14 protein-coding genes are annotated in these 18,149 nt (G+C 73.0%); 9 read left to right on the plus strand and 5 right to left on the minus strand.

Annotated features, from left to right (window positions below):
* Positions 1 to 30 precede the first annotated feature (30 nt).
* From M2302_RS00720 to M2302_RS00730, 3 genes are all read left to right on the plus strand, one after another.
* Positions 31 to 1,821, plus strand: coding sequence for a 3-hydroxybutyryl-CoA dehydrogenase (locus M2302_RS00720; protein ID WP_280836023.1), 1,791 nt, complete (start codon positions 31 to 33; stop codon positions 1,819 to 1,821).
* A 65-nt stretch (positions 1,822 to 1,886) separates the two neighbouring features.
* A complete protein-coding gene (locus M2302_RS00725) occupies positions 1,887 to 2,213 on the plus strand; it encodes a hypothetical protein (protein ID WP_280836024.1) in 327 nt (108 codons plus the stop codon).
* Between the two features lie 66 nt (positions 2,214 to 2,279).
* On the plus strand, positions 2,280 to 3,080 hold the full coding sequence (locus M2302_RS00730) for an alpha/beta hydrolase (protein WP_154942302.1): 801 nt from the start codon (positions 2,280 to 2,282) through the stop codon (positions 3,078 to 3,080).
* Positions 3,081 to 3,083: 3 nt separating this feature from the next.
* On the opposite strand, the gene M2302_RS00735 is transcribed toward M2302_RS00730, so the two are convergent.
* From M2302_RS00735 to mce, 5 genes are all read right to left on the minus strand, one after another.
* Positions 3,084 to 4,145, minus strand: a complete 1,062-nt coding sequence (locus M2302_RS00735) for an AI-2E family transporter (protein WP_280836238.1) — start codon at positions 4,143 to 4,145, stop codon at positions 3,084 to 3,086.
* A gap of 705 nt (positions 4,146 to 4,850) precedes the next feature.
* On the minus strand, positions 4,851 to 6,968 hold the full coding sequence (locus M2302_RS00740; protein ID WP_280836025.1) for a hypothetical protein: 2,118 nt from the start codon (positions 6,966 to 6,968) through the stop codon (positions 4,851 to 4,853).
* A 178-nt stretch (positions 6,969 to 7,146) separates the two neighbouring features.
* Entirely contained in the window at positions 7,147 to 8,415 is a 1,269-nt protein-coding gene (locus M2302_RS00745) for a cell division protein DivIVA (protein ID WP_280836026.1), read from the minus strand.
* A gap of 278 nt (positions 8,416 to 8,693) precedes the next feature.
* Positions 8,694 to 10,049: a crotonyl-CoA carboxylase/reductase gene (gene ccrA / locus M2302_RS00750; RefSeq protein ID WP_280836239.1), complete on the minus strand. Its 1,356-nt coding sequence runs from the start codon at positions 10,047 to 10,049 to the stop codon at positions 8,694 to 8,696.
* A 356-nt stretch (positions 10,050 to 10,405) separates the two neighbouring features.
* A complete protein-coding gene (gene mce, locus M2302_RS00755) occupies positions 10,406 to 10,882 on the minus strand; it encodes a methylmalonyl-CoA epimerase (protein WP_280836027.1) in 477 nt (158 codons plus the stop codon).
* A 62-nt stretch (positions 10,883 to 10,944) separates the two neighbouring features.
* Between mce and M2302_RS00760 the strand changes: the two genes are divergently transcribed.
* The 6 genes from M2302_RS00760 (at position 10,945) to M2302_RS00785 (ending at position 17,980) form a co-directional block, all read left to right on the plus strand.
* On the plus strand, positions 10,945 to 12,144 hold the full coding sequence (locus tag M2302_RS00760; protein ID WP_280836028.1) for an acetyl-CoA C-acetyltransferase: 1,200 nt from the start codon (positions 10,945 to 10,947) through the stop codon (positions 12,142 to 12,144).
* Positions 12,145 to 12,199: 55 nt separating this feature from the next.
* Positions 12,200 to 13,204, plus strand: a complete 1,005-nt coding sequence (gene meaB / locus M2302_RS00765) for a methylmalonyl Co-A mutase-associated GTPase MeaB (protein ID WP_210776220.1) — start codon at positions 12,200 to 12,202, stop codon at positions 13,202 to 13,204.
* 83 nt (positions 13,205 to 13,287) lie between these two features.
* Complete coding sequence (locus M2302_RS00770) at positions 13,288 to 13,692, plus strand: Asp23/Gls24 family envelope stress response protein (RefSeq protein WP_280836029.1); 405 nt, start codon at positions 13,288 to 13,290, stop codon at positions 13,690 to 13,692.
* Positions 13,693 to 13,784: 92 nt separating this feature from the next.
* Positions 13,785 to 15,473: a methylmalonyl-CoA mutase family protein gene (locus M2302_RS00775; protein ID WP_280836030.1), complete on the plus strand. Its 1,689-nt coding sequence runs from the start codon at positions 13,785 to 13,787 to the stop codon at positions 15,471 to 15,473.
* Positions 15,474 to 15,691: 218 nt separating this feature from the next.
* Positions 15,692 to 16,618 carry a tetratricopeptide repeat protein gene (locus tag M2302_RS00780; RefSeq protein ID WP_280836031.1) on the plus strand — a complete coding sequence of 309 codons (927 nt, stop codon included), beginning with the start codon at positions 15,692 to 15,694 and terminating at the stop codon, positions 16,616 to 16,618.
* Positions 16,619 to 16,684: 66 nt separating this feature from the next.
* A complete protein-coding gene (locus tag M2302_RS00785; protein ID WP_280836032.1) occupies positions 16,685 to 17,980 on the plus strand; it encodes an arginase family protein in 1,296 nt (431 codons plus the stop codon).
* Positions 17,981 to 18,149: the final 169 nt, after the last annotated feature.

Raw genomic sequence — 18,149 nt, forward strand, 5'->3', positions numbered from 1 at the left:
GGCGGGGTGCGGAGCCAGGGGAGGCCGGTCGTGGCGCGCGAGTTCACCAGTGTGGGTGTGGTGGGTCTGGGCACCATGGGTGCCGGCATCGTCGAGGTGTTCGCCCGCAACGGCATCGACGTCGTCGCGGTGGAGATCTCCGAAGCCGCCCTGGAACGCGGCCGGGTCACCCTCACCGGCTCCACCGACCGGGCCGTCGCCAAGGGCAAGCTCGCCGAGGCCGACCGGGACGCCCTGCTGTCCCGGGTGAACTTCCAGGTCGGGCTGGACGCGTTGCACTCGGTGGACCTGGTCATCGAGGCCGTCCCCGAGCACCTCGACCTGAAGCAGCGGATCTTCGCCGAGCTGGACCGGGTCTGCAAGCCCGAGGCCATCCTGGCCACCAACACCTCGTCGCTGAGCGTCACCGAGATCTCGGTCGCCACCACCCGGCCCAACCAGGTGATCGGCATCCACTTCTTCAACCCCGCCCCGGTGATGAAGCTGGTCGAGGTGGTCCGCACGGTGGTCACCTCCGCCGAGGTGGTCGCCGACGTCGAGGCGCTCTGCGAGCGGCTCGGCAAGGTCGACGTCACCATCAACGACCGGGCCGGCTTCATCGCCAACGCGCTGCTCTTCGGCTACCTCAACCACGCCGTCAGCATGTTCGAGTCGCGGTACGCCACCCGCGAGGACATCGACGCCGCGATGAAGCTCGGCTGCGGCCTGCCGATGGGCCCGCTCGCGCTGATGGACCTGATCGGCCTGGACACCGCGTACGAGATCCTGGACACCATGTACCGGCGGGGCGGTCGCGACCGCCGGCACGCCCCGGTGCCGCTGATCAAGCAGATGGTCACCGCGGGTCTGCTCGGCCGCAAGTCCGGCCGGGGCTTCTACACCTACGAGCGGGCGGGCTCTCCGGTGGTCGTACCCGACGAGCAGACGCCCGTGGCGTCGGAGTCGGCCCTCGCCGACGGCGCCCGGGGGATCGCCAAGGTCGGCGTGGTCGGCTCCGGGACGATGGCCACCGGCATCATCGAGGTCTTCGCCAAGGCCGGCTACGAGGTCGTCTCGGTCACCCGGGGCGCGGAGAAGTCCGCCAAGGTCTTCGAGTCCGTCAAGACCTCGCTGAACAAGGGCGTGGTGCGGGGCAAGCTGAGCGAGGCCGACCGGGACGCGGCGCTGGGCCGGATCAACTGGTCCGCCACGCTGGAGCACCTGGCCGACGTCGACCTGGTGGTCGAGGCCGTGGTCGAGGAGCTGAGCGTCAAGAAGGCCCTCTTCGCCAGCCTCGACGAGATCTGCAAGCCGGGCGTCGTGCTCGCCACCACCACCTCCTCGCTGCCGGTGATCGACGTGGCGATGGCCACCCAGCGCCCGGCCGACGTGGTGGGGCTGCACTTCTTCAACCCGGCGCCGATCATGCCGCTGATCGAGGTGGTGCAGACCATCCGTACCTCGGCGGAGACCACCACCACCGCCAAGGCGGTCTGCGCGACGCTGGGCAAGACCGGCGTGGTCTGCGGCGACCGCTCCGGGTTCATCGTCAACGCGCTGCTCTTCCCGTACCTGAACGACGCGGTGAAGATGCTGGAGGCCAGCTACTCCACCGCCGACGACATCGACTACGCGATGAAGCTCGGCTGCGGCTACCCGATGGGCCCGTTCGAGCTGCTCGACGTGGTCGGGCTGGACGTCTCGCTGGCCATCCAGCGGGAGCTCTACCTGGAGCTGCGCGAGCCGGGCTTCGCCCCCGCGCCGCTGCTGGAGCACCTGGTCACCGCCGGCTACCTGGGTCGCAAGAGCGGCCGGGGCTTCCGCGACCACACCCGCCGCTGACCGCATCCCGGTGGCCAATGACCTTGGCGAGCCGACCGGCGGGGACTGACCGTAACCTTGGGTACGTGAGCCCCCGTCGCAATCGTCCCCGCCGGGACGACGCCGCCCACCTGGAGTCCGACCGCGTCCGGCAGGGCGTCGCCTCGGTGCAGCAGTGGCGCGACGGCGAGTGGCAGGTACGCGGGATCGGCGGCGGGGCGTCCACCAAGACGTACCGCTGCCCCGGCTGTGACCAGGAGATCCGCCCGGGGGTGGCGCACCTGGTGGCCTGGCCGGCGGACGGGACGGGTGACCTCACCGACCGCCGGCACTGGCACAGCGGCTGCTGGCGGGCCCGGGACCGGCGCGGCCCGGCGATCCAGCGCGGGCGCAGCGCGCCGAAGTACGGCTGAGCGATCTGGATCACCCTGTTTCCGCCCGGGCGGGCGGCGGCGGTGAAGTCGCGCCAGACTTGAGCGGTGAGCACACCGATCCGCGCGTCGTCGATCCTGCCCGGCCACCGGGAGGACATCGAGCTGCACACCGCCGACGGCCTGCGTCTGGTCGGTGAGCTGGCCCGGCCGGTCGACCGGGAGCCGGTGGCCACCCTGGTCTGCCTGCACCCGCTGCCCACCCACGGCGGGATGATGGACAGCCACGTCTTCCGCAAGGCGGCCTGGCGGCTGCCGGCCCTGGCCGACCTGGCCGTGCTCCGGTTCAACACCCGGGGCACCAGCAGCGTCCGCGGCACCAGCGAGGGCGCCTTCGACGCCGCGGTGGGGGAGCGGTTCGACGTCGCTGCCGCGATCGAGTACGCCGAGTTCCACGAACTACCGAACATCTGGCTGGTGGGCTGGTCGTTCGGCACCGACCTGGCGCTGAAGCACGGCTGCGACCCGGCGGTGGCCGGCGCCATCCTGCTCTCCCCGCCGCTGCGCTTCTCCGAGCCGGCGGATCTCGCGGCCTGGGCCGAGGCGGGCACCCCGCTCACCGCGCTGGTGCCCGAGTTCGACGACTACCTGCGGCCGGACGAGGCGCGGGAGCGCTTCGCGGCGGTGCCGCAGGCCGAGGTGGTCGGGGTACCCGGCGCGAAGCACCTCTGGGTGGGCGACGCCGAGACGGTGCTGGACGAGATCGTCCGACGGGTCAACCCGGCGGTGCCGCTGCCGCTGCCCACCACCTGGGACGGCCCGATGGAGACCGGCGACGTCAGCGCGTACGCCGACCGTACGGTGGCCTCCTTCGCCGACACGCCCGTCCCAGGGCCGGCGCGGGACTGAGGGTCAACGGGCCTCCTGCCGGGGCAGCACCACCTCGCGCAGGATGAGCTGGAGCGCCGCCACCGTCGGGATGGCGATCAGCGCGCCGACCACGCCGATCAGCGCCACCCCGAGCAGCGCGGCGAGCAGGGCGGCCACCTCGTTGACCTCCACCGACCGCCGCATCACCTTCGGGTAGATCAGGTAGTTCTCCACCTGCTGGTAGACCAGGAAGAAGGCCACGCAGGCGATCCCGGTCGGCAGCCCGGTGGCGAACCCGACCAGGGCGACGATCACCGCGCCGAGGGTGGCGCCGATCTGCGGGATCAGGTCGGTCACGGCGACGACCACGGCCAGCGCGAACGGGTACGGCAGCCCGACGACCAGCGCGAAGACGAAGGTGCTCACGCCGGCCAGCACGGCGATGCTCAGCGCGCCCACCATGTACGCCCCGACCTTGGTCAGGATCGCGTCGCCGATCAGGCTGACCCGCTGCCGCCGCGAGCGGGGGACCAGCCCGTACGCCAGGGCGCGCAGCTTGTCGAAGTAGACCAGGAAGTAGATGGTCAGCACCAGCACGGTGAGCGCCCGGAGCAGGGTGCCGAAGATGAGCTGGGCGCCGCCGAGCACACCGCCGAGCGCCCGGCCCACGGTGTCGGCGTTCGCCGCCGACTGCACGCGTTCCATCACGTCGTACCGTTCCACCAGGTCGTTGACCGTGCGGCTGCGCCGCAACTCCTCGACGTAGCTGGGGATCTGGTCGACGAACTCCCCGGTCTGCGTCACCACCGGCGGCACGAGCGCCACCAGGCCGCCGGCGATCAGCAGCACCAGGGTGAGCACCACCGTCGCCACCGCGAGACCGCGCGGCACTCCCCAGGAGCGCAACCGGACCACCGCCGGGTTGAGCCCGACCGCCAGGAAGAGCGCGATGACCACCAGGACGAGGATGCCGCCGGCGTTGCGGACGCCCAGATAGAGCGTGTACGCCAACAGCACGCCGAGCGCCCCGGTGAAGCCGACCAGGAAGCTGCTCCGCCGCAGCGGCCGCCCCGGCTGGCCGTAGCGCCCGGAGGGGGTCGCCACCGGAGCGGCCGGCTCGAACTCCGTCGGGTCGGCGTCGGTGGACGTGGCCGCGTGCGCGCCGGCCGCGGGCCGTTCCCCGGTGGGCTCGAAGTCCGTCGGGTCCCCGTCGGTCGACGGGTGCTCTCCGTCGCGCTGGGTGCGTCTCCCGCCGGACGTGGTGGGTCGGGTGCCGGCGTCGTCCCGAAATTCGCCCTCCACCGGTTCGTCCTGTCCCACTCGACCTCCCCGGATCGTGCCCCCGGCGGTACGCCGGAACCTGTCGGACCGTCCGGCCCGAGCCTCGGGCCGGCCCCCTGCCCGGAGGGTAGTGGCCCCCAGGTGCCCGAGCCAGCCCTGCCTTTGGTCTGCCCCAGCCGGCAACACTGGGAGCGCTCGGCTGTTGCCTGGACCGCAGCAGAGCAAAGCGTGTGGCGGAGGGGTGTCGTCGGGGCCGGGTCGCCACGAGGCTGGCGGGGTCGGGACCGCAGCGGGGTGGGACCGTCGTGGGCCGCGACGGTGGCGGGCTGGGACGGTTTTGGGTCGGGACCGTCGTGGGCCGCGTCGAGGCGGTTCAGGACCCGGGACAGGCTCAGGACCTCGGCGGCGCAGGGCGATCCGGTCCGGCCTGATGGCGAGGCGGACGGCCGGATACCGCGGCCGGGCGAGTCCTGGCCCAGCTCGGCCGGGCGGCCGTTCCGGCGCTCGCTGTCGCCGGAACGGCCCCGGTCACTCCGACTCGGCGGTGACCTTGCTCGGCTTGGCGCCGCGCTCGTCGGTGGTCGGCTTGGTCGGCCGCTTGCCGTTCCCGCCGGTGCTGGTGATCTTGGTCGGGGTGGCCTCGCGGCCGCCCGTGCCGGGCACCGCGGCCACCGTCGGCTCCCCGTCGACACCGGCGCTGGCCGTGCCACCGTCCACGGTGGTCACCGGCTCGGCGGCCGGGCGGGCCTTGGGCTTCGTCCCGTCCGTGCCGGCGACCGGCTCGGCCTTCGGCCGGGCCCCGTCCGTGTCCGGCGCGGTCTTCGCGCCGTCGCCGGAGACCCGGGCACCGTCGGCGATGGCCTTCACGGCGTCGGCCTTGGGCTTAGCGCCGTCGGCGGTGGGCTTCCCGCCGTCGGTGCTCGGGGTGACGCCGGCGAGCGCCGGAGCGGCACCGTCCGTCGTCGGTACGGCCGCTGTCCCGGTGACCTTCCGGAGCTGGAGTTCGGTGATCTGCCGCTGGAGCTCGTCAAACTCCTGCCGCGCCTGCCAGGTCTCCTGACGCAGGTCGGCGAGCTGCTGCTGGGCCTGCGCGATCTCCAGCATCACCTGGGCGAGCTGCTGCCGGCCCGCCGCCGCCTCCTGCTGCGTCGCGGCCAGGTGCTGCTGCGTGGTGGCCAGGTGCTGCTGGGTGGTGGCGGCGTACTCCTCGAACTGCCGGCGGGACGCCGCGACGTGCTCGTCGGCCTTGCGGCGCTTGTCGGCCGACTCCGTCTCGGCCCGCTGGAGCAGCGTGGTGGCCTCCTCCTCGGCCCGGCGGCGCATGGTGAGCGCGTCGACCTCGGCGGACCGACGGACCTCGGCGGCGCCCTGTTCGATCTCGTCGCGGCGCGCCGTCCACTCCCGCTCCAGCTGGTCGTGGCGGGTCTTGTGCTGCTTCTCCAGCTCGTCGCGGCGCTTGGCGTACTCCTGCTCGATGGCGGCGCGCTCCTGCTCGATGGCGGCGCGACGCTGCGCCAGCTCCCGGTCGGCGGCCTCCCGCCGGCCGTTGACCTCCTTCTCCACGCCCGCCCGCCAGGCGCCCAGTTCCTGCTGGGTCTGAGCGCGGGCGTGCTGCACGTACGCCTCGGTCTCGCTGCGCATCCGCTGCACGTACGCCTCGGTCTCGGCGCGGCTGCGCTTGGCCGTCTCGGCGGCCTCCGTGGTCAGCCGGTGCGCCTCCTGCCGCGCGCGGCCCCGGGTGCCCTTCGCGGCCTCCTCGGCGTCGTCGGTGATCCGCTTCGCCTCCTGGAGGGCCTTGGCGTGGGTGGCCCGCCCGGCCTCGGCCGCCGACTCGGTGAGCCGCTTGGCCTCCTGCTGGGCCTTGGCGTGCACCTCCTTGGCCGCCTCGCGCAGCTCGGTGGCCTCCTGCTGCGCCTTCGCCAGCGCCTCTTTGGCCGTCTCGCGCAGCTTGGTGGCCTCCTGCTGGGCCCGGCTGTGGATCTCCTTGGCCGTGTCGCGGAGCTGGGTGGCCTCCTGCTGCGCCTTCGTCAGCGCCTCCTGGGCGGTGGCGCGCAGCCGGGTCGACTCGTCCTGGGCGGTGGCGCGCAGCCGATTCGACTCGTCCTGGGCCGTGGCCCGCAGCCGGGCCGCGTCCTCCTTGGCGCTCTTGAGCGCGGCCGTCGCCTCGGCCTTGCGGGCGGCGGTGTGCCGCTCCTCCTCGGCGCGCCGCGCCGCCAACGCGATCTCGAAGTCCTTGAGTGCCTGGGCGGCCTGCTCGCGGGCCTCGTCAATGATGTGCTCGGCGGCGGCGCGACGGGCCTCGATCTCATCGTTGGCGGCGCTCAGGATGGCGTCCGCCTGCTCCTCGGCGAGGGCGAGGATCTGCTCGACCCGGGGCCCCAGGTGCTTGAACGAGGCGCGGTCCACCACGCCGATCTGCTTGCGCACCTGGGCCAGGTCCCGCTGGAGATGCTCGACCTGCCCGGCCAGCTTGTGGATCTGGGTGTACGCCTGTTCCCGCTCGGCCGTCAGGGTCGCGATCTCGTGCTCCGCACGAGCGACGTACCGGTCGACCTGTCGTTTCTCGTACCCCCGCAGGGCGGACTCGAAGCTGGGCTCCGTGGTCACGTCCCCGCCGAGAGCGAACAGTTCCTCGCCGTGCGACATGCCCCCATCCTCACACGCATCCGGTCCTGCTGGGGCGATACGGACGCCCCTGTTGCGACCTACTTCACCACGGCCGTACCGGCCGTATCAGGGGTTGGGAAACGCATACGGCGCGGGGTGCCACCGGTCACCCGGTGTCACCCCGCGCCGTGAACTCATGCCCCGTCGGTGCGGTGGGTCAGCTGGCCGTCTCCGCGGTCGCCCGCTGCTCGGTGCCGGCGGCCTTGGCGGCCTCCGGCTTCGCCGGCGCGGCGGCCGGCTGCTGCGCCGGCACACCCGGCACGATGCCGGCCAGGCCGGAGAGCATCTGGCCGAGCTGGGAGGTGACGGCGTCCTTCTGGCGGGTGAGGTCCTCGACCTCGCGGCGGGCCGCCTGGGTGGTCAGCTCCGCCTCGGTGCGCGCCTCGGTGAGCAGCCGGTTCGCCTCGGCCTTGGCCTCGTTGAGGGTCTTCTCGGCCAGCGCCTTGGCCTTGTCGACGGTCTCGTTGGCGGTGCGCTCCGACTCGACCCGGCGGGCCTCGGCGCGCTGCTCGATCTCCTTGGCGCGCTCCTGGGCGGCGCGGGCCCGCTGCTCGGCCTCGCCGACCAGCTTCTGGGTCTGCGCGACCTGCGCGGCGTGCCGCTCGGACTCCTCGCGCTCGGCCTTCTCGCGGCGCTCGGCGAGCTGCAGCTCCAGGGCCTGGAGGTCCTTGTCCCGCTTGTCGCGGGCGTCGGTGAGCAGCTTGGTCGCCTCGGCCCGCTTCTCCTCGGCCTCGCGCGCGGCCTTGGCCCGCTGCTGGGTGATCTCCCGCTCGGCGGTGGCGCGCAGGGTGGCGACCTCCCGCTCGACCGTGGACTTCAGCTCGGCCACCTCGTGCGCGGTGACCGTACGCAGCTGCTTGGTCTCCCGGTCGGCGTCGGCGCGCAGGGTGTCGGCCTCGCGGCGGGCCTGCACGCGGACCTCGGCGGCCTCGCGCTCGGCGGTGGTGCGGACGTTGCCGGCCTCCCGCTCGGCGTTGGCCTTCATCGCCGCCGCCTCGGCGCGCGCCTTGTCGGTGATCTCCCGGGCCTCCAGGCGGGCCGCGGAGAGGATGCCCTCCGACTCGCGCTTGGCCTCGTTGCGGTGGTCGTTGGCCTGCTCCTCGGCCAACCGCAGGATCTGCTCGACGCGAGTGCCCAGGCCGGAGAGGGTCGGCCGGCTGTTCTCCTCGAGCTGCTTGCTGGTGTCGGTGAGCTTCTGCTCGAGCGCGCTCTGGCGCTGCTCGGCCTGGCGGAGCCGACGCTGGGCGTCGTTCATCCGCTGCTCGGCCTCGGCGCGGGCCTGCTCGGACTGGGTCAGCGCGGCGGTCATCCGGCCGATGAAGTCATCGACCTGGTGGGTGTTGTATCCGCGCAGGCCGACGGTGAAATCTGGCTGCGAGTTCGCGTTATCGAAGAACGCGAGAGGGGAGGACTGCTGCTGGGGCATTGGGACATACTTGCAGACCCCCCGGGGTCGTTCGCAAGAGCGGTCCCGACCTTTCGTGTCCTCATTACATGGTCAACTTCTACGCTCGTCGACACCGGACCAATCGGCGATCTTGGCAGGTCCCGGGCGGGCCGAGGTCACGCCGAGTGAGCGGGAAAAGGGCCGCGGGGGATGCCCGCGGCCCTTTGTCCGTCGTCACTCGAATGGGGGTGCGCCGCGCATGTGGAAAGGCAATGGCCGCCTCACCGCAATGGGCATGCCGGCATCACCCGGACGGCTCAGTGGCCGCGGAACCGGTTGATCGCGTCCTCGTGCCGGGAGCGCAGCGCGGTGTCCCGGACGCCCAGCCCGTCGGTGGGGGCGAGGCAGCGCACGCCGACCTTGCCCTGGTGGGCGTTGCGGTGCACCTCGTACGCGGCCTGGCCGGTCTGCTCCAGCGGGTAGGTCCTCGACACCGTCGGGTGGATCAGGCCGAGGGACACCAGCCGGTTGGCCTCCCACGCCTCGCGGTAGTTGGCGAAGTGGCTGCCGACGATCCGCTTGAGGTGCATCCACAGGTAACGGTTGTCGTACTGGTGCAGGTAGCCGCTGGTGGAGGCGCAGGTGACGATGGTGCCGCCCTTCTTGGCCACGTAGACGCTGGCGCCGAAGGTCTCCCGGCCGGGGTGCTCGAAGACGATGTCCGGGTCCTCGCCGCCGGTCAGCTCGCGGATGCGCTCGCCGAAGCGGCGCCACTCGTCCTGGTCCTGGGTCTGCTCGTCCTTCCAGAACCGGAAGCCCTCGGCGGTGCGGTCGATCACCAGCTCGGCGCCCATCTTCCGGCACAGCTCCGCCTTCTCCGGCGAGGAGACCACGCAGACCGGGATCGCGCCGCCGTTGAGCGCCATCTGGGTGGCGTAGCCGCCCAGGCCGCCGGAGGCGCCCCAGATCAGCACCACGTCGCCCTGCTTCATGTTGGCGCCGTGGTGCGAGACCAGCTGCCGGTACGCGGTCGAGTTGACCAGCCCGGGGCTGGCCGCCTCCTCCCAGCTCAGGTGGCGCGGCTTGGGCATCAGCTGGTTGGCCTTGACCACGCACAGCTCGGCCAGGCCGCCGAAGTTGGTCTCGAAGCCCCAGATCCGCTGCTGCGGGTCGAGCATGGTGTCGTCGTGGCCGGCCGCGTCCTCCAGCTCGACCGAGAGGCAGTGCGCGACGACCTCGTCGCCGGCCTTCCACTTGGTCACGCCGGGACCGGTGCGCAGCACCACGCCCGCCGCGTCCGAACCCACCACGTGGTACGGCAGGTCGTGCCGGCGGGTCAGCTCGGAGAGCCGGCCGTAGCGCTGGAGGAACTTGAAGGTCGGCAGCGGCTCGAAGATGCTGGTCCAGACCGTGTTGTAGTTGATGGCGCTGGCCATCACCGCGACCAGGGCCTCGCCCGGGCCGAGCTCCGGGGTGGGCACCTCCTGCAGGTGCAGGGCCTTGCGCGGGTCCTTGTCGCGGGTGGCCATCCCGTCGAACATCCGAGTGTCCTCGGCCCGGACGACCACGCCGCGGTAGGTCTCCGGTACCGGCAGTCCGGCGAGACCGGCGAGTTCGCGCTCCGGTCGGTCGGAGCCTTCCGCCGCCATGATCGCTTCGAGGATGTCCTGCACGGTGACCTCCCGTTCGTCCGCACCCACGCCGGGGGGCAGGGGTGCTGCCATCGTCGGCGCCGGTGCGACCGACCGCCATGTCGGCAATCGACACATCCGGCACCGGTCGCGCTCCTTGTTGGGCCGGGACGTTACTGAACGGTAGCTAGGGCCGGAAGTCCTGTGTGAAAAACTGCATTGGCCGATGCGTGGAGGTGTCCGCGCCGCACCCGTACCGCGCACCCCTGCGCTCCGCCCCGTCGCGGGGGCGGTCCGGCGGGGTCCGCCGGCACCGGATGCGGCATGTCGCGGTGTCCGACGACGGGGACACCGCGACACGCCGCAAACGGCGGAACGGGCGAGTGGGCGGGCGGACGTCAGTGGGCGTCGGCGGCCGGCTCGACCAGCTCGACCAGGACGCCGCCGGCGTCCTTCGGGTGCACGAAGTTGATCCGGGAGTCGGCGGTGCCGCGCTTCGGCTTCTCGTAGAGCAGCCGTACGCCCCGCTCGCGCAGCGCGGCGCAGGCGGCGTCGATGTCGGCCACCGTGTACGCCACCTGCTGCACGCCCGGCCCGTTGCGGTCCAGGAACTTCGCGATGGTCGACTCCGGGGTCAGCGGGGCGAGCAGCTGCACGCAGCCGCCCTCGGTGGTCGGGCCGACGGCCAGCATCGCCTCGCGTACGCCCTGCTCGGTGTTGGTCTCGATGTGCACGCAGCGCATGCCGAAGGTGCGCTGGTAGAAGTCGATCGCGGCGTCGAGGTCGGCGACCGCGACCCCGACGTGGTCGATGCGGCGCAGGCCGATGTCTGTGACATAGTCGGCAGCGGGCTCGACGGGGGAGTTCTCAGCCATGGCGCTAGTCTGACCGAACAATCGTTAAGGCGTACAGGTCGGCACCCCCTCGGAGGCAGGCAATGGCTTCGGTGATCATCAGCGGCGCGCGGACCCCCATGGGGCGCCTGCTGGGCAACCTCAAGGATCTCCCGGCGACGAAGCTCGGCGGCGTCGCGATCAAGGCGGCGTTGGAGCGCGCCGGCGTCGCTCCGGACCAGGTGCAGTACGTGATCATGGGGCAGGTGCTCCAGGCCGGCGCCGGGCAGATCCCGGCCCGGCAGGCAGCGGTCGAGGCCGGCATCCCGATGTCCGTGCCGGCGCTGACCATCAACAAGGTCTGCCTCTCCGGCCTGGACGCGATCGCCCTGGCCGACCAGCTCATCCGGGCCGGTGAGTTCGACATCGTGGTGGCCGGCGGCATGGAGTCGATGACCAACGCCCCGCACCTGCTGCTCGGCCAGCGCTCCGGCTACAAGTACGGCGACGTCACGATCAAGGACCACATGGCGCTGGACGGGCTGACCGACGCCTGGGACTGCTGCGCGATGGGCGAGTCCACCGAGAAGCACGGCGTGCGGCACGGCATCACCCGCGAGGAGCAGGACGCGTTCGCCGCGACCAGCCACCAGCGGGCCGCCGCCGCGCAGAAGAACGGCCACTTCGCCGACGAGATCGCCCCGGTGGTCATCCCGCAGCGCAAGGGCGAGCCGCTGGTGATCAGCGAGGACGAGGGCATCCGCCCCGACACCACGGCCGAGTCGCTGGCGAAGCTGCGCCCGGCGTTCACCAAGGACGGCACCATCACCGCCGGCAGCTCCTCGCCGATCTCCGACGGCGCCGCCGCCGTGGTCGTGATGAGCAAGGCCAAGGCCAAGGAGCTGGGGCTGACCTGGCTGGCCGAGATCGGCGCGCACGGCAACGTCGCGGGGCCGGACAACTCGCTGCACTCGCAGCCGTCCAACGCCATCCAGCACGCCCTCAAGAAGGGCGGGCTGAGCGTCTCCGACCTGGACCTGATCGAGATCAACGAGGCGTTCGCCCAGGTCGGCATCCAGTCGGCCCGCGACCTCGGGGTCAGCCCGGACAAGGTCAACGTCAACGGCGGCGCGATCGCGCTGGGCCACCCGATCGGCATGTCCGGCGCCCGGCTGGTGCTCACCCTCGCGCTGGAGCTCAAGCGCCGGGGCGGCGGCACCGGCGCGGCCGCGCTCTGCGGCGGTGGCGGTCAGGGTGACGCACTGATCATCCACGTGCCGGCTGGGGCCGAGAGCCAGCAGTGAGCGCGCGGAGCGAGTCGGTGCTGCGAGCTTCGCAGCCGTGAACAAAGGGACCACAGTGAGCGACGCCGTCGATCACGTCCCGGCGACGGCCACCGGGCCGGTGCGCCGCAGCCGGGACGTACCGATGCTGGTGGAGCGGGCCCGCGCGGGTGACCCCCGCGCGGTGGCCCGGCTGATCACCCTGGTCGAGTCCGGTGACGAGGTGCTGCCGCAGGTGGCGGCGGCCCTCGCGCCGTACGCCGGTCAGGCCCAGGTGGTGGGCCTGACCGGCTCGCCCGGGGTGGGCAAGTCGACCACCACCAACGAGCTGGTGCGGGCGCTGCGGGCGCGCGGTCACCGGGTCGGTGTGCTGGCGATCGACCCGTCCAGCCCGTTCACCGGCGGCGCGATCCTCGGCGACCGGGTCCGGATGCAGGACCACGCCACCGACCCGGGGGTCTACATCCGCTCGATGTCCAGCCGGGGCCACCTCGGCGGGCTGTCCGCGGCCACCCCGCAGGCGGTGCGGGTGCTGGAGGGCGCCGGCTGCGACGTGGTGCTGGTGGAGACCGTCGGGGTCGGCCAGGCCGAGGTCGAGGTGGCCTCGCTCGCCGACACCACCCTGGTCCTGCTGGCCCCCGGCATGGGCGACGCGATCCAGGCGGTCAAGGCCGGCATCCTGGAGATCGCCGACGTCTTCGTGGTCAACAAGGCCGACCGGGACGGCGCCGACGCGACGGTCCGCGACATCCAGGGCATGATCGCGCTCGGTGAGCGCGGGCCCGGCGAGTGGCGTCCGCAGGTGGTCCGGGCGATCGCCGCGCGGGCCGAGGGGATCGACGACATCGCCGCCGCCATCGACAAGCACCGCGGCTGGCTGGAGCAGCACGACGAGCTGCGCCGCCGCCGGGAGACGCGGGCCGCCGCCGAGATCGAGGCGATCGCGCTCGGCGCGCTCCGCGCCCGGATCGGTTCACTGCGCGACGGTACGGAGCTGTCGACGCTCGCCGCCAAGGTGGCCGAGGGCGCGCTCGACCCGTACGCCGCCGCGGACGAGCTGCTGGCCCAGCTCGGCTCCTGACCGGTCCACTGCGGAACCGCCCGCCTAGTACGCTCGCACCGCCCCATGGCGAGCGTGGGGCTGGACGAGTGGGCGGGTAGACCATGGCTGACGAGGCGACGCAGGAGCTGTCGGTGACTCCGGACGCGGTGGCGGGCGGGACGACGCAGGTCTCCGACGAGGTGGTGGAGAAGATCGCAGTGGCCGCCGCCCGGTCCGTGCCCGGGGTGGCCGAGCTCGGTGGCGACGTCGCCCGGTTCTTCAACGCCGTGCTCGACCGGGTCGGCCTGGACCAGGTCGGCGACGCGCGGCGGGGCTGCTCGGCGCACGTGACCGACGGCGGGGCGGTGGTCAACCTGGTGCTGGTGATCTCCGCCGGGCACCCGGTGCCGCAGGTGACCGACGCGGTACGGGCGGCGGTGACGGCGGCGGTGGAGGCGTACGGGCTGCGCGCCGACGAGATCAACATCCGGGTGGACGACGTCGCGCTCGACGCCCCGGCCGGATAAGGTTACCGACCGGTACGAACTTCCTTAGCGATCGTTCAGGACTCCGTTCTACACTCGGTCTTCAGTCGAGGACTCGAGGAGGAGCCCCGCGGATGAACGCCGACGAGATCGCAGCCGGACGGGCACGCTGGCAGGCCCGCTACGACGCCGCGCGAAAGCGGGACGCCGACTTCACCACGCTGTCCGGGATGACCGTCGACCCGGTCTACGGCCCGCCGGAGGGCACCGCGTACCCGGGCTTCGACCGGATCGGCTGGCCGGGCGAGTTCCCGTACACCCGGGGGCTCTACCCGACCGGCTACCGGGGGCGCACCTGGACGATCCGGCAGTTCGCCGGGTTCGGCAACGCCCAGCAGACCAACGAGCGCTACAAGATGATCCTGGGCGCCGGCGGCGGCGGGCTCTCCGTCGCCTTCGACATGCCCACCCTGATGGGGCGCGACTCCGACGACCCGCAGTCGCTCGGCGAGGTCGGCCACTGCGGCGTCGCGGTGGACACCGCCGCCGACATGGAGACGCTCTTCGACGGCATCGACCTCGCCGGCGTCACCACCTCGATGACCATCTCCGGCCCGGCCGTGCCGGTCTTCTGCATGTACCTGGTCGCCGCCGAGCGGCAGGGCGTCGACCTGTCCAAGCTGGACGGGACGCTGCAGACGGACATCTTCAAGGAGTACATCGCGCAGAAGGAGTGGCTCTTCGACCCCGAGCCGCACCTGCGCCTGATCGGCGACCTGATGGAGTACTGCGCCCGGGAGATCCCGCGGTACAAGCCCCTCTCGGTCTCCGGCTACCACATCCGCGAGGCCGGGGCGACCGCCGCGCAGGAGCTGGCGTACACCCTGGCCGACGGGTTCGGCTACGTCGAGCTGGGGCTCAGCCGCGGGCTGGACGTCAACGTCTTCGCCCCGGGCCTGAGCTTCTTCTTCGACTCGCACGTCGACTTCTTCGAGGAGATCGCCAAGTTCCGCGCCGCCCGCCGGATCTGGGCCCGCTGGCTGCGCGACGTCTACGGCGCGACCAGCGAGAAGGCGCTCTGGCTGCGGTTCCACACCCAGACCGCCGGGGTGTCGCTGACCGCGCAGCAGCCGGTCAACAACGTGGTACGGACCGCCGTGGAGGCGCTCGCGGCGGTGCTCGGCGGGACCAACTCGCTGCACACCAACGCCCTCGACGAGACCCTGGCCCTGCCCACCGACGAGTCCGCCGAGATCGCCCTGCGTACCCAGCAGGTGCTGATGGAGGAGACCGGCGTGGTCAACGTCGCCGACCCGCTCGGCGGCTCCTGGTACGTCGAGGCGCTCACCGACAAGATCGAGGCCGAGGCGGAGGAGATCTTCGCCCGGATCCGGCAGCTCGGCGGCGAGGGCCCGCACCAGATCGGCCCGATGACCTCCGGCATCCTGCGCGGCATCGAGGACGGCTGGTTCACCGGCCACATCGCCGAGTCGGCCTTCGTCTACCAGCAGGCGCTGGAGAAGGGCGACAAGCGGATCGTCGGCGTCAACTGCCACACCGGCACGGTCGCCAAGGAGCTGGAGATCCTGCGCATCTCGCACGAGGTGGAGCTGGAGCAGCGTCGGGTGCTCGCCGAGCGCAAGGCCGCCCGGGACGACGCCGCCGTCAAGGCCGCCGTCGCCCGGATGGTCGAGGTCGGCCGCACCGGCGAGAACATGGTCCCGGCCATGCTGGACGCGGTCCGCGCCGAGGCCACCCTCGGCGAGATCTGCGACGCCCTGCGCGCCGAGTGGGGCATCTACCGCGAACCCGCCCGCTTCTGACCCCACCCCCCACCCCCACCCCCACCCCCCGCCCTCGCGATCTTGCACTTTCGGCCCGCCGAACGCGGCATCTGCCGCATTTGTCGGGGCGGCAAGTGCAAGATCGCGGGAGGCGGCGGGGTGGGGGCGGGGGAGGGGGTGTGAGCAGGGTGAGAGTTGCGACTGTCGCCGTGGCGGTTGATCTGAGTTCCGCGGGACACGTGCGAGACTAGATAACCATGAGCGACCCACGGATCACCTCGTCGATCTTCACCCGCGGCGCGGTCGACCTCAGCGCGCTGCGCAGCACCGCACCGGCCAACACCCGCCCCAGCACACCGACCCAGCCCGGCTCGTCCGCCGGTCTCCCGGGCGGCCCCGCCACCGGTGGCGGCGGCCTCGCCGTGATCGACGTGACTGAGGCGACCCTCCAGTCCGAGGTGCTCGAGCGTTCGCTGACCACGCCCGTCGTCGTCTTTTTCGGCGCGGCCGGCTACCCGGAGAGCGACGAGTTCGCGCCGGTGTTGGAGCGGCTGGCGACCGAGGACGCCGGCGCGTGGGTGCTGGCCCGGGTCGACGTCCAGGAGAACCCCCGGATCGCCCAGATGTTCCAGATCCAGGCGATCCCGACCGTCTACGCGGTCGTCGGCGGCCGGCCGATCGACGCGTTCCCCGGCGTCGTGCCGGAGCCGCAGCTGCGCCAGTGGATCTCGGCGGTGCTCAAGGCCGGCGGCGTGGCCGTGGCCGAGCCGGAGGACCCGCGCCTCGACGAGGCCGACGACGCCCTGATGAGCGGCGACCTGGACGCCGCCGAGCGGGCGTACAAGAAGATCCTCGCCGAGTCCCCGGCGGACGCCGCGGCGGAGGCCGGCCTGGCCCAGGTCGGGGTGGCCCGGCGGGTCGCCGGCGTCGACCCCCAGGCGGCGGTCGCCGCCGCGCAGGCCGCCCCCGACGACGTCGAGGCGCAGCTGCTCGCCGCCGACATCGAGGTGCTCAGCGGCCTGGCCGAGCAGGCGTACGCCCGCCTGGTCAGCCTGGTCCGGCGGACCGCCGGCGACGACCGGGAGAAGGTACGCCAGCACCTGGTCTCGCTGTTCACCATCGCCGGCCCGGACGACCCCGCGGTCGCCTCGGCCCGGCGTGCCCTGGCCAGCGCCCTGTTCTGAGTTAATAGCACGCCAGCGCGGGCCGGCGTTCCGGCCGGCCCGCCCGACCACCGAGGACGGGAGCCCATGATGCGCCGGATCGCCGTCCTCGACGCGCCGACAAACCTGGGACTGCGCCCACCCACGTCCACCTCCGTCCCCGGCTGCGGCAAGGCGCCCGGCGCGCTGCGCGACCACGACCTGCTCGCCCGGCTGCGGGCCCGCGACGCCGGCTGCCTCACCCCACCCCGGTACGACCCGGGCGACTGGCGGCCCGGCGACGGCGTCTGCCACGCCAGGGAGATCTCCGGCTACTCGGTGACCCTCGCGGACCGGATCGGCGCGATCATCGACCGCGGCGAGTTCCCGCTGGTGCTCGGCGGCGACTGCTCGGTGCTGCTCGGCTCGGCGCTGGCCATGCACCGGCTCGGCGAGGCGGTCGGCGGCCGGATCGGCCTGGTCTTCGTCGACGGCCACTCCGACTTCCGGCACCCCGGCAACGCCTCGTACGTCGGCGCGGCGGCGGGGGAGGACCTGGCCCTGGTGACCGGACGCGGGCAGGCCGACCTGGCCGCCATCGAGGGGCGGCGCCCCTACTTCCGCGACATCGACGTGGTGGTGCTCGGTATCCGCGCGCAGGACGAGTACCGCCTCGACCTCCAGGCCGCCGGCATCACCACCCGGCCGGTGCCGGCGCTGCGCGCCGAGGGCGCGGCCCGCACCGCCCAGTGGGCGCACGAGCAGCTCGCCGACTGCGCCGGCTACTGGGTGCACATCGACGTGGACGTGCTCGACCCGGCGGTGATGCCGGCGGTGGACGCGCCGGACCCGGGCGGGATCGCCTTCGCCGAACTGGAGATCCTGCTCGCCGGGCTGGTGGACACCCCACACTGCCTCGGCGTCGAGCTGACCGTCTTCGACCCCGACTACGACCCGGACGGCTCGTACGCCGCCGAGATCGTCAACACCGTCGTGGCCGGACTGGCCCCGGTGTCGGCGCCGGAGGCGGTGCCGCCCCGGCTGCTGCCGGCCGCCCCGCCGCCGCAGCGGGTCCGGTCCACCGGGCCGGCGACCCTCGCCGGTCTCGCCGCGCCGACCAACGGCGGCGCCGGGCCGGCCGGAGGGCCGGGGCCGGGCTCCCCGGTCGGCATCGCGCCGCTCGGGTCCGGCGAGCCGGCGGTGGCCGAGCCGGAGGCCGCGACAGGCCCGGCGACCGGAGGGCTCGCGTCGGCGCCGGTGGAGACGCCGGTGCCCGCCGTCGCCGCCGAGCCGGTCGGGCCGCCCGCCGCCGTCGGGCCCGGCCTGCTCCGCCGGGTGCCCCGTGCCGACGAGGACGGGACGTCGGAGGACGACCCCTCACCGTCGTCCGCCGGCATCGCCTGACGGATCGCCCACCCGCGCAGGTCCTCCTGACCGTGCCGTGCCGTGCCGTGGCGCGGCACGGTCCGGCCGGTGTCGCTGGCGCTGCCTTGGTCGGTTTCGCAGGCGCGGTGCCGGCCGATGTCGCCGCCAAGACACCACCCGTTGCCCGCGCCTCCCGTGCCCGCGCCAC

It is taken from the genome of Micromonospora sp. A200, from assembly GCF_029893845.1.
GTDB classification, from domain to species: domain Bacteria; phylum Actinomycetota; class Actinomycetes; order Mycobacteriales; family Micromonosporaceae; genus Micromonospora; species Micromonospora purpureochromogenes.

Coding starts and splice junctions, on each gene's coding strand:
- M2302_RS00740 (WP_280836025.1), bottom strand. CDS start 6,968: ATGTCGCACGGCGAGGAACTGTTCGCTCTCGGCGGGGACGTGACCACG.
- M2302_RS00745 (WP_280836026.1), bottom strand. CDS start 8,415: ATGCCCCAGCAGCAGTCCTCCCCTCTCGCGTTCTTCGATAACGCGAAC.
- mce (WP_280836027.1), bottom strand. CDS start 10,882: ATGGCTGAGAACTCCCCCGTCGAGCCCGCTGCCGACTATGTCACAGAC.
- M2302_RS00760 (WP_280836028.1), top strand. CDS start 10,945: ATGGCTTCGGTGATCATCAGCGGCGCGCGGACCCCCATGGGGCGCCTG.
- M2302_RS00770 (WP_280836029.1), top strand. CDS start 13,288: ATGGCTGACGAGGCGACGCAGGAGCTGTCGGTGACTCCGGACGCGGTG.
- M2302_RS00775 (WP_280836030.1), top strand. CDS start 13,785: ATGAACGCCGACGAGATCGCAGCCGGACGGGCACGCTGGCAGGCCCGC.
- M2302_RS00780 (WP_280836031.1), top strand. CDS start 15,692: ATGAGCGACCCACGGATCACCTCGTCGATCTTCACCCGCGGCGCGGTC.
- M2302_RS00785 (WP_280836032.1), top strand. CDS start 16,685: ATGATGCGCCGGATCGCCGTCCTCGACGCGCCGACAAACCTGGGACTG.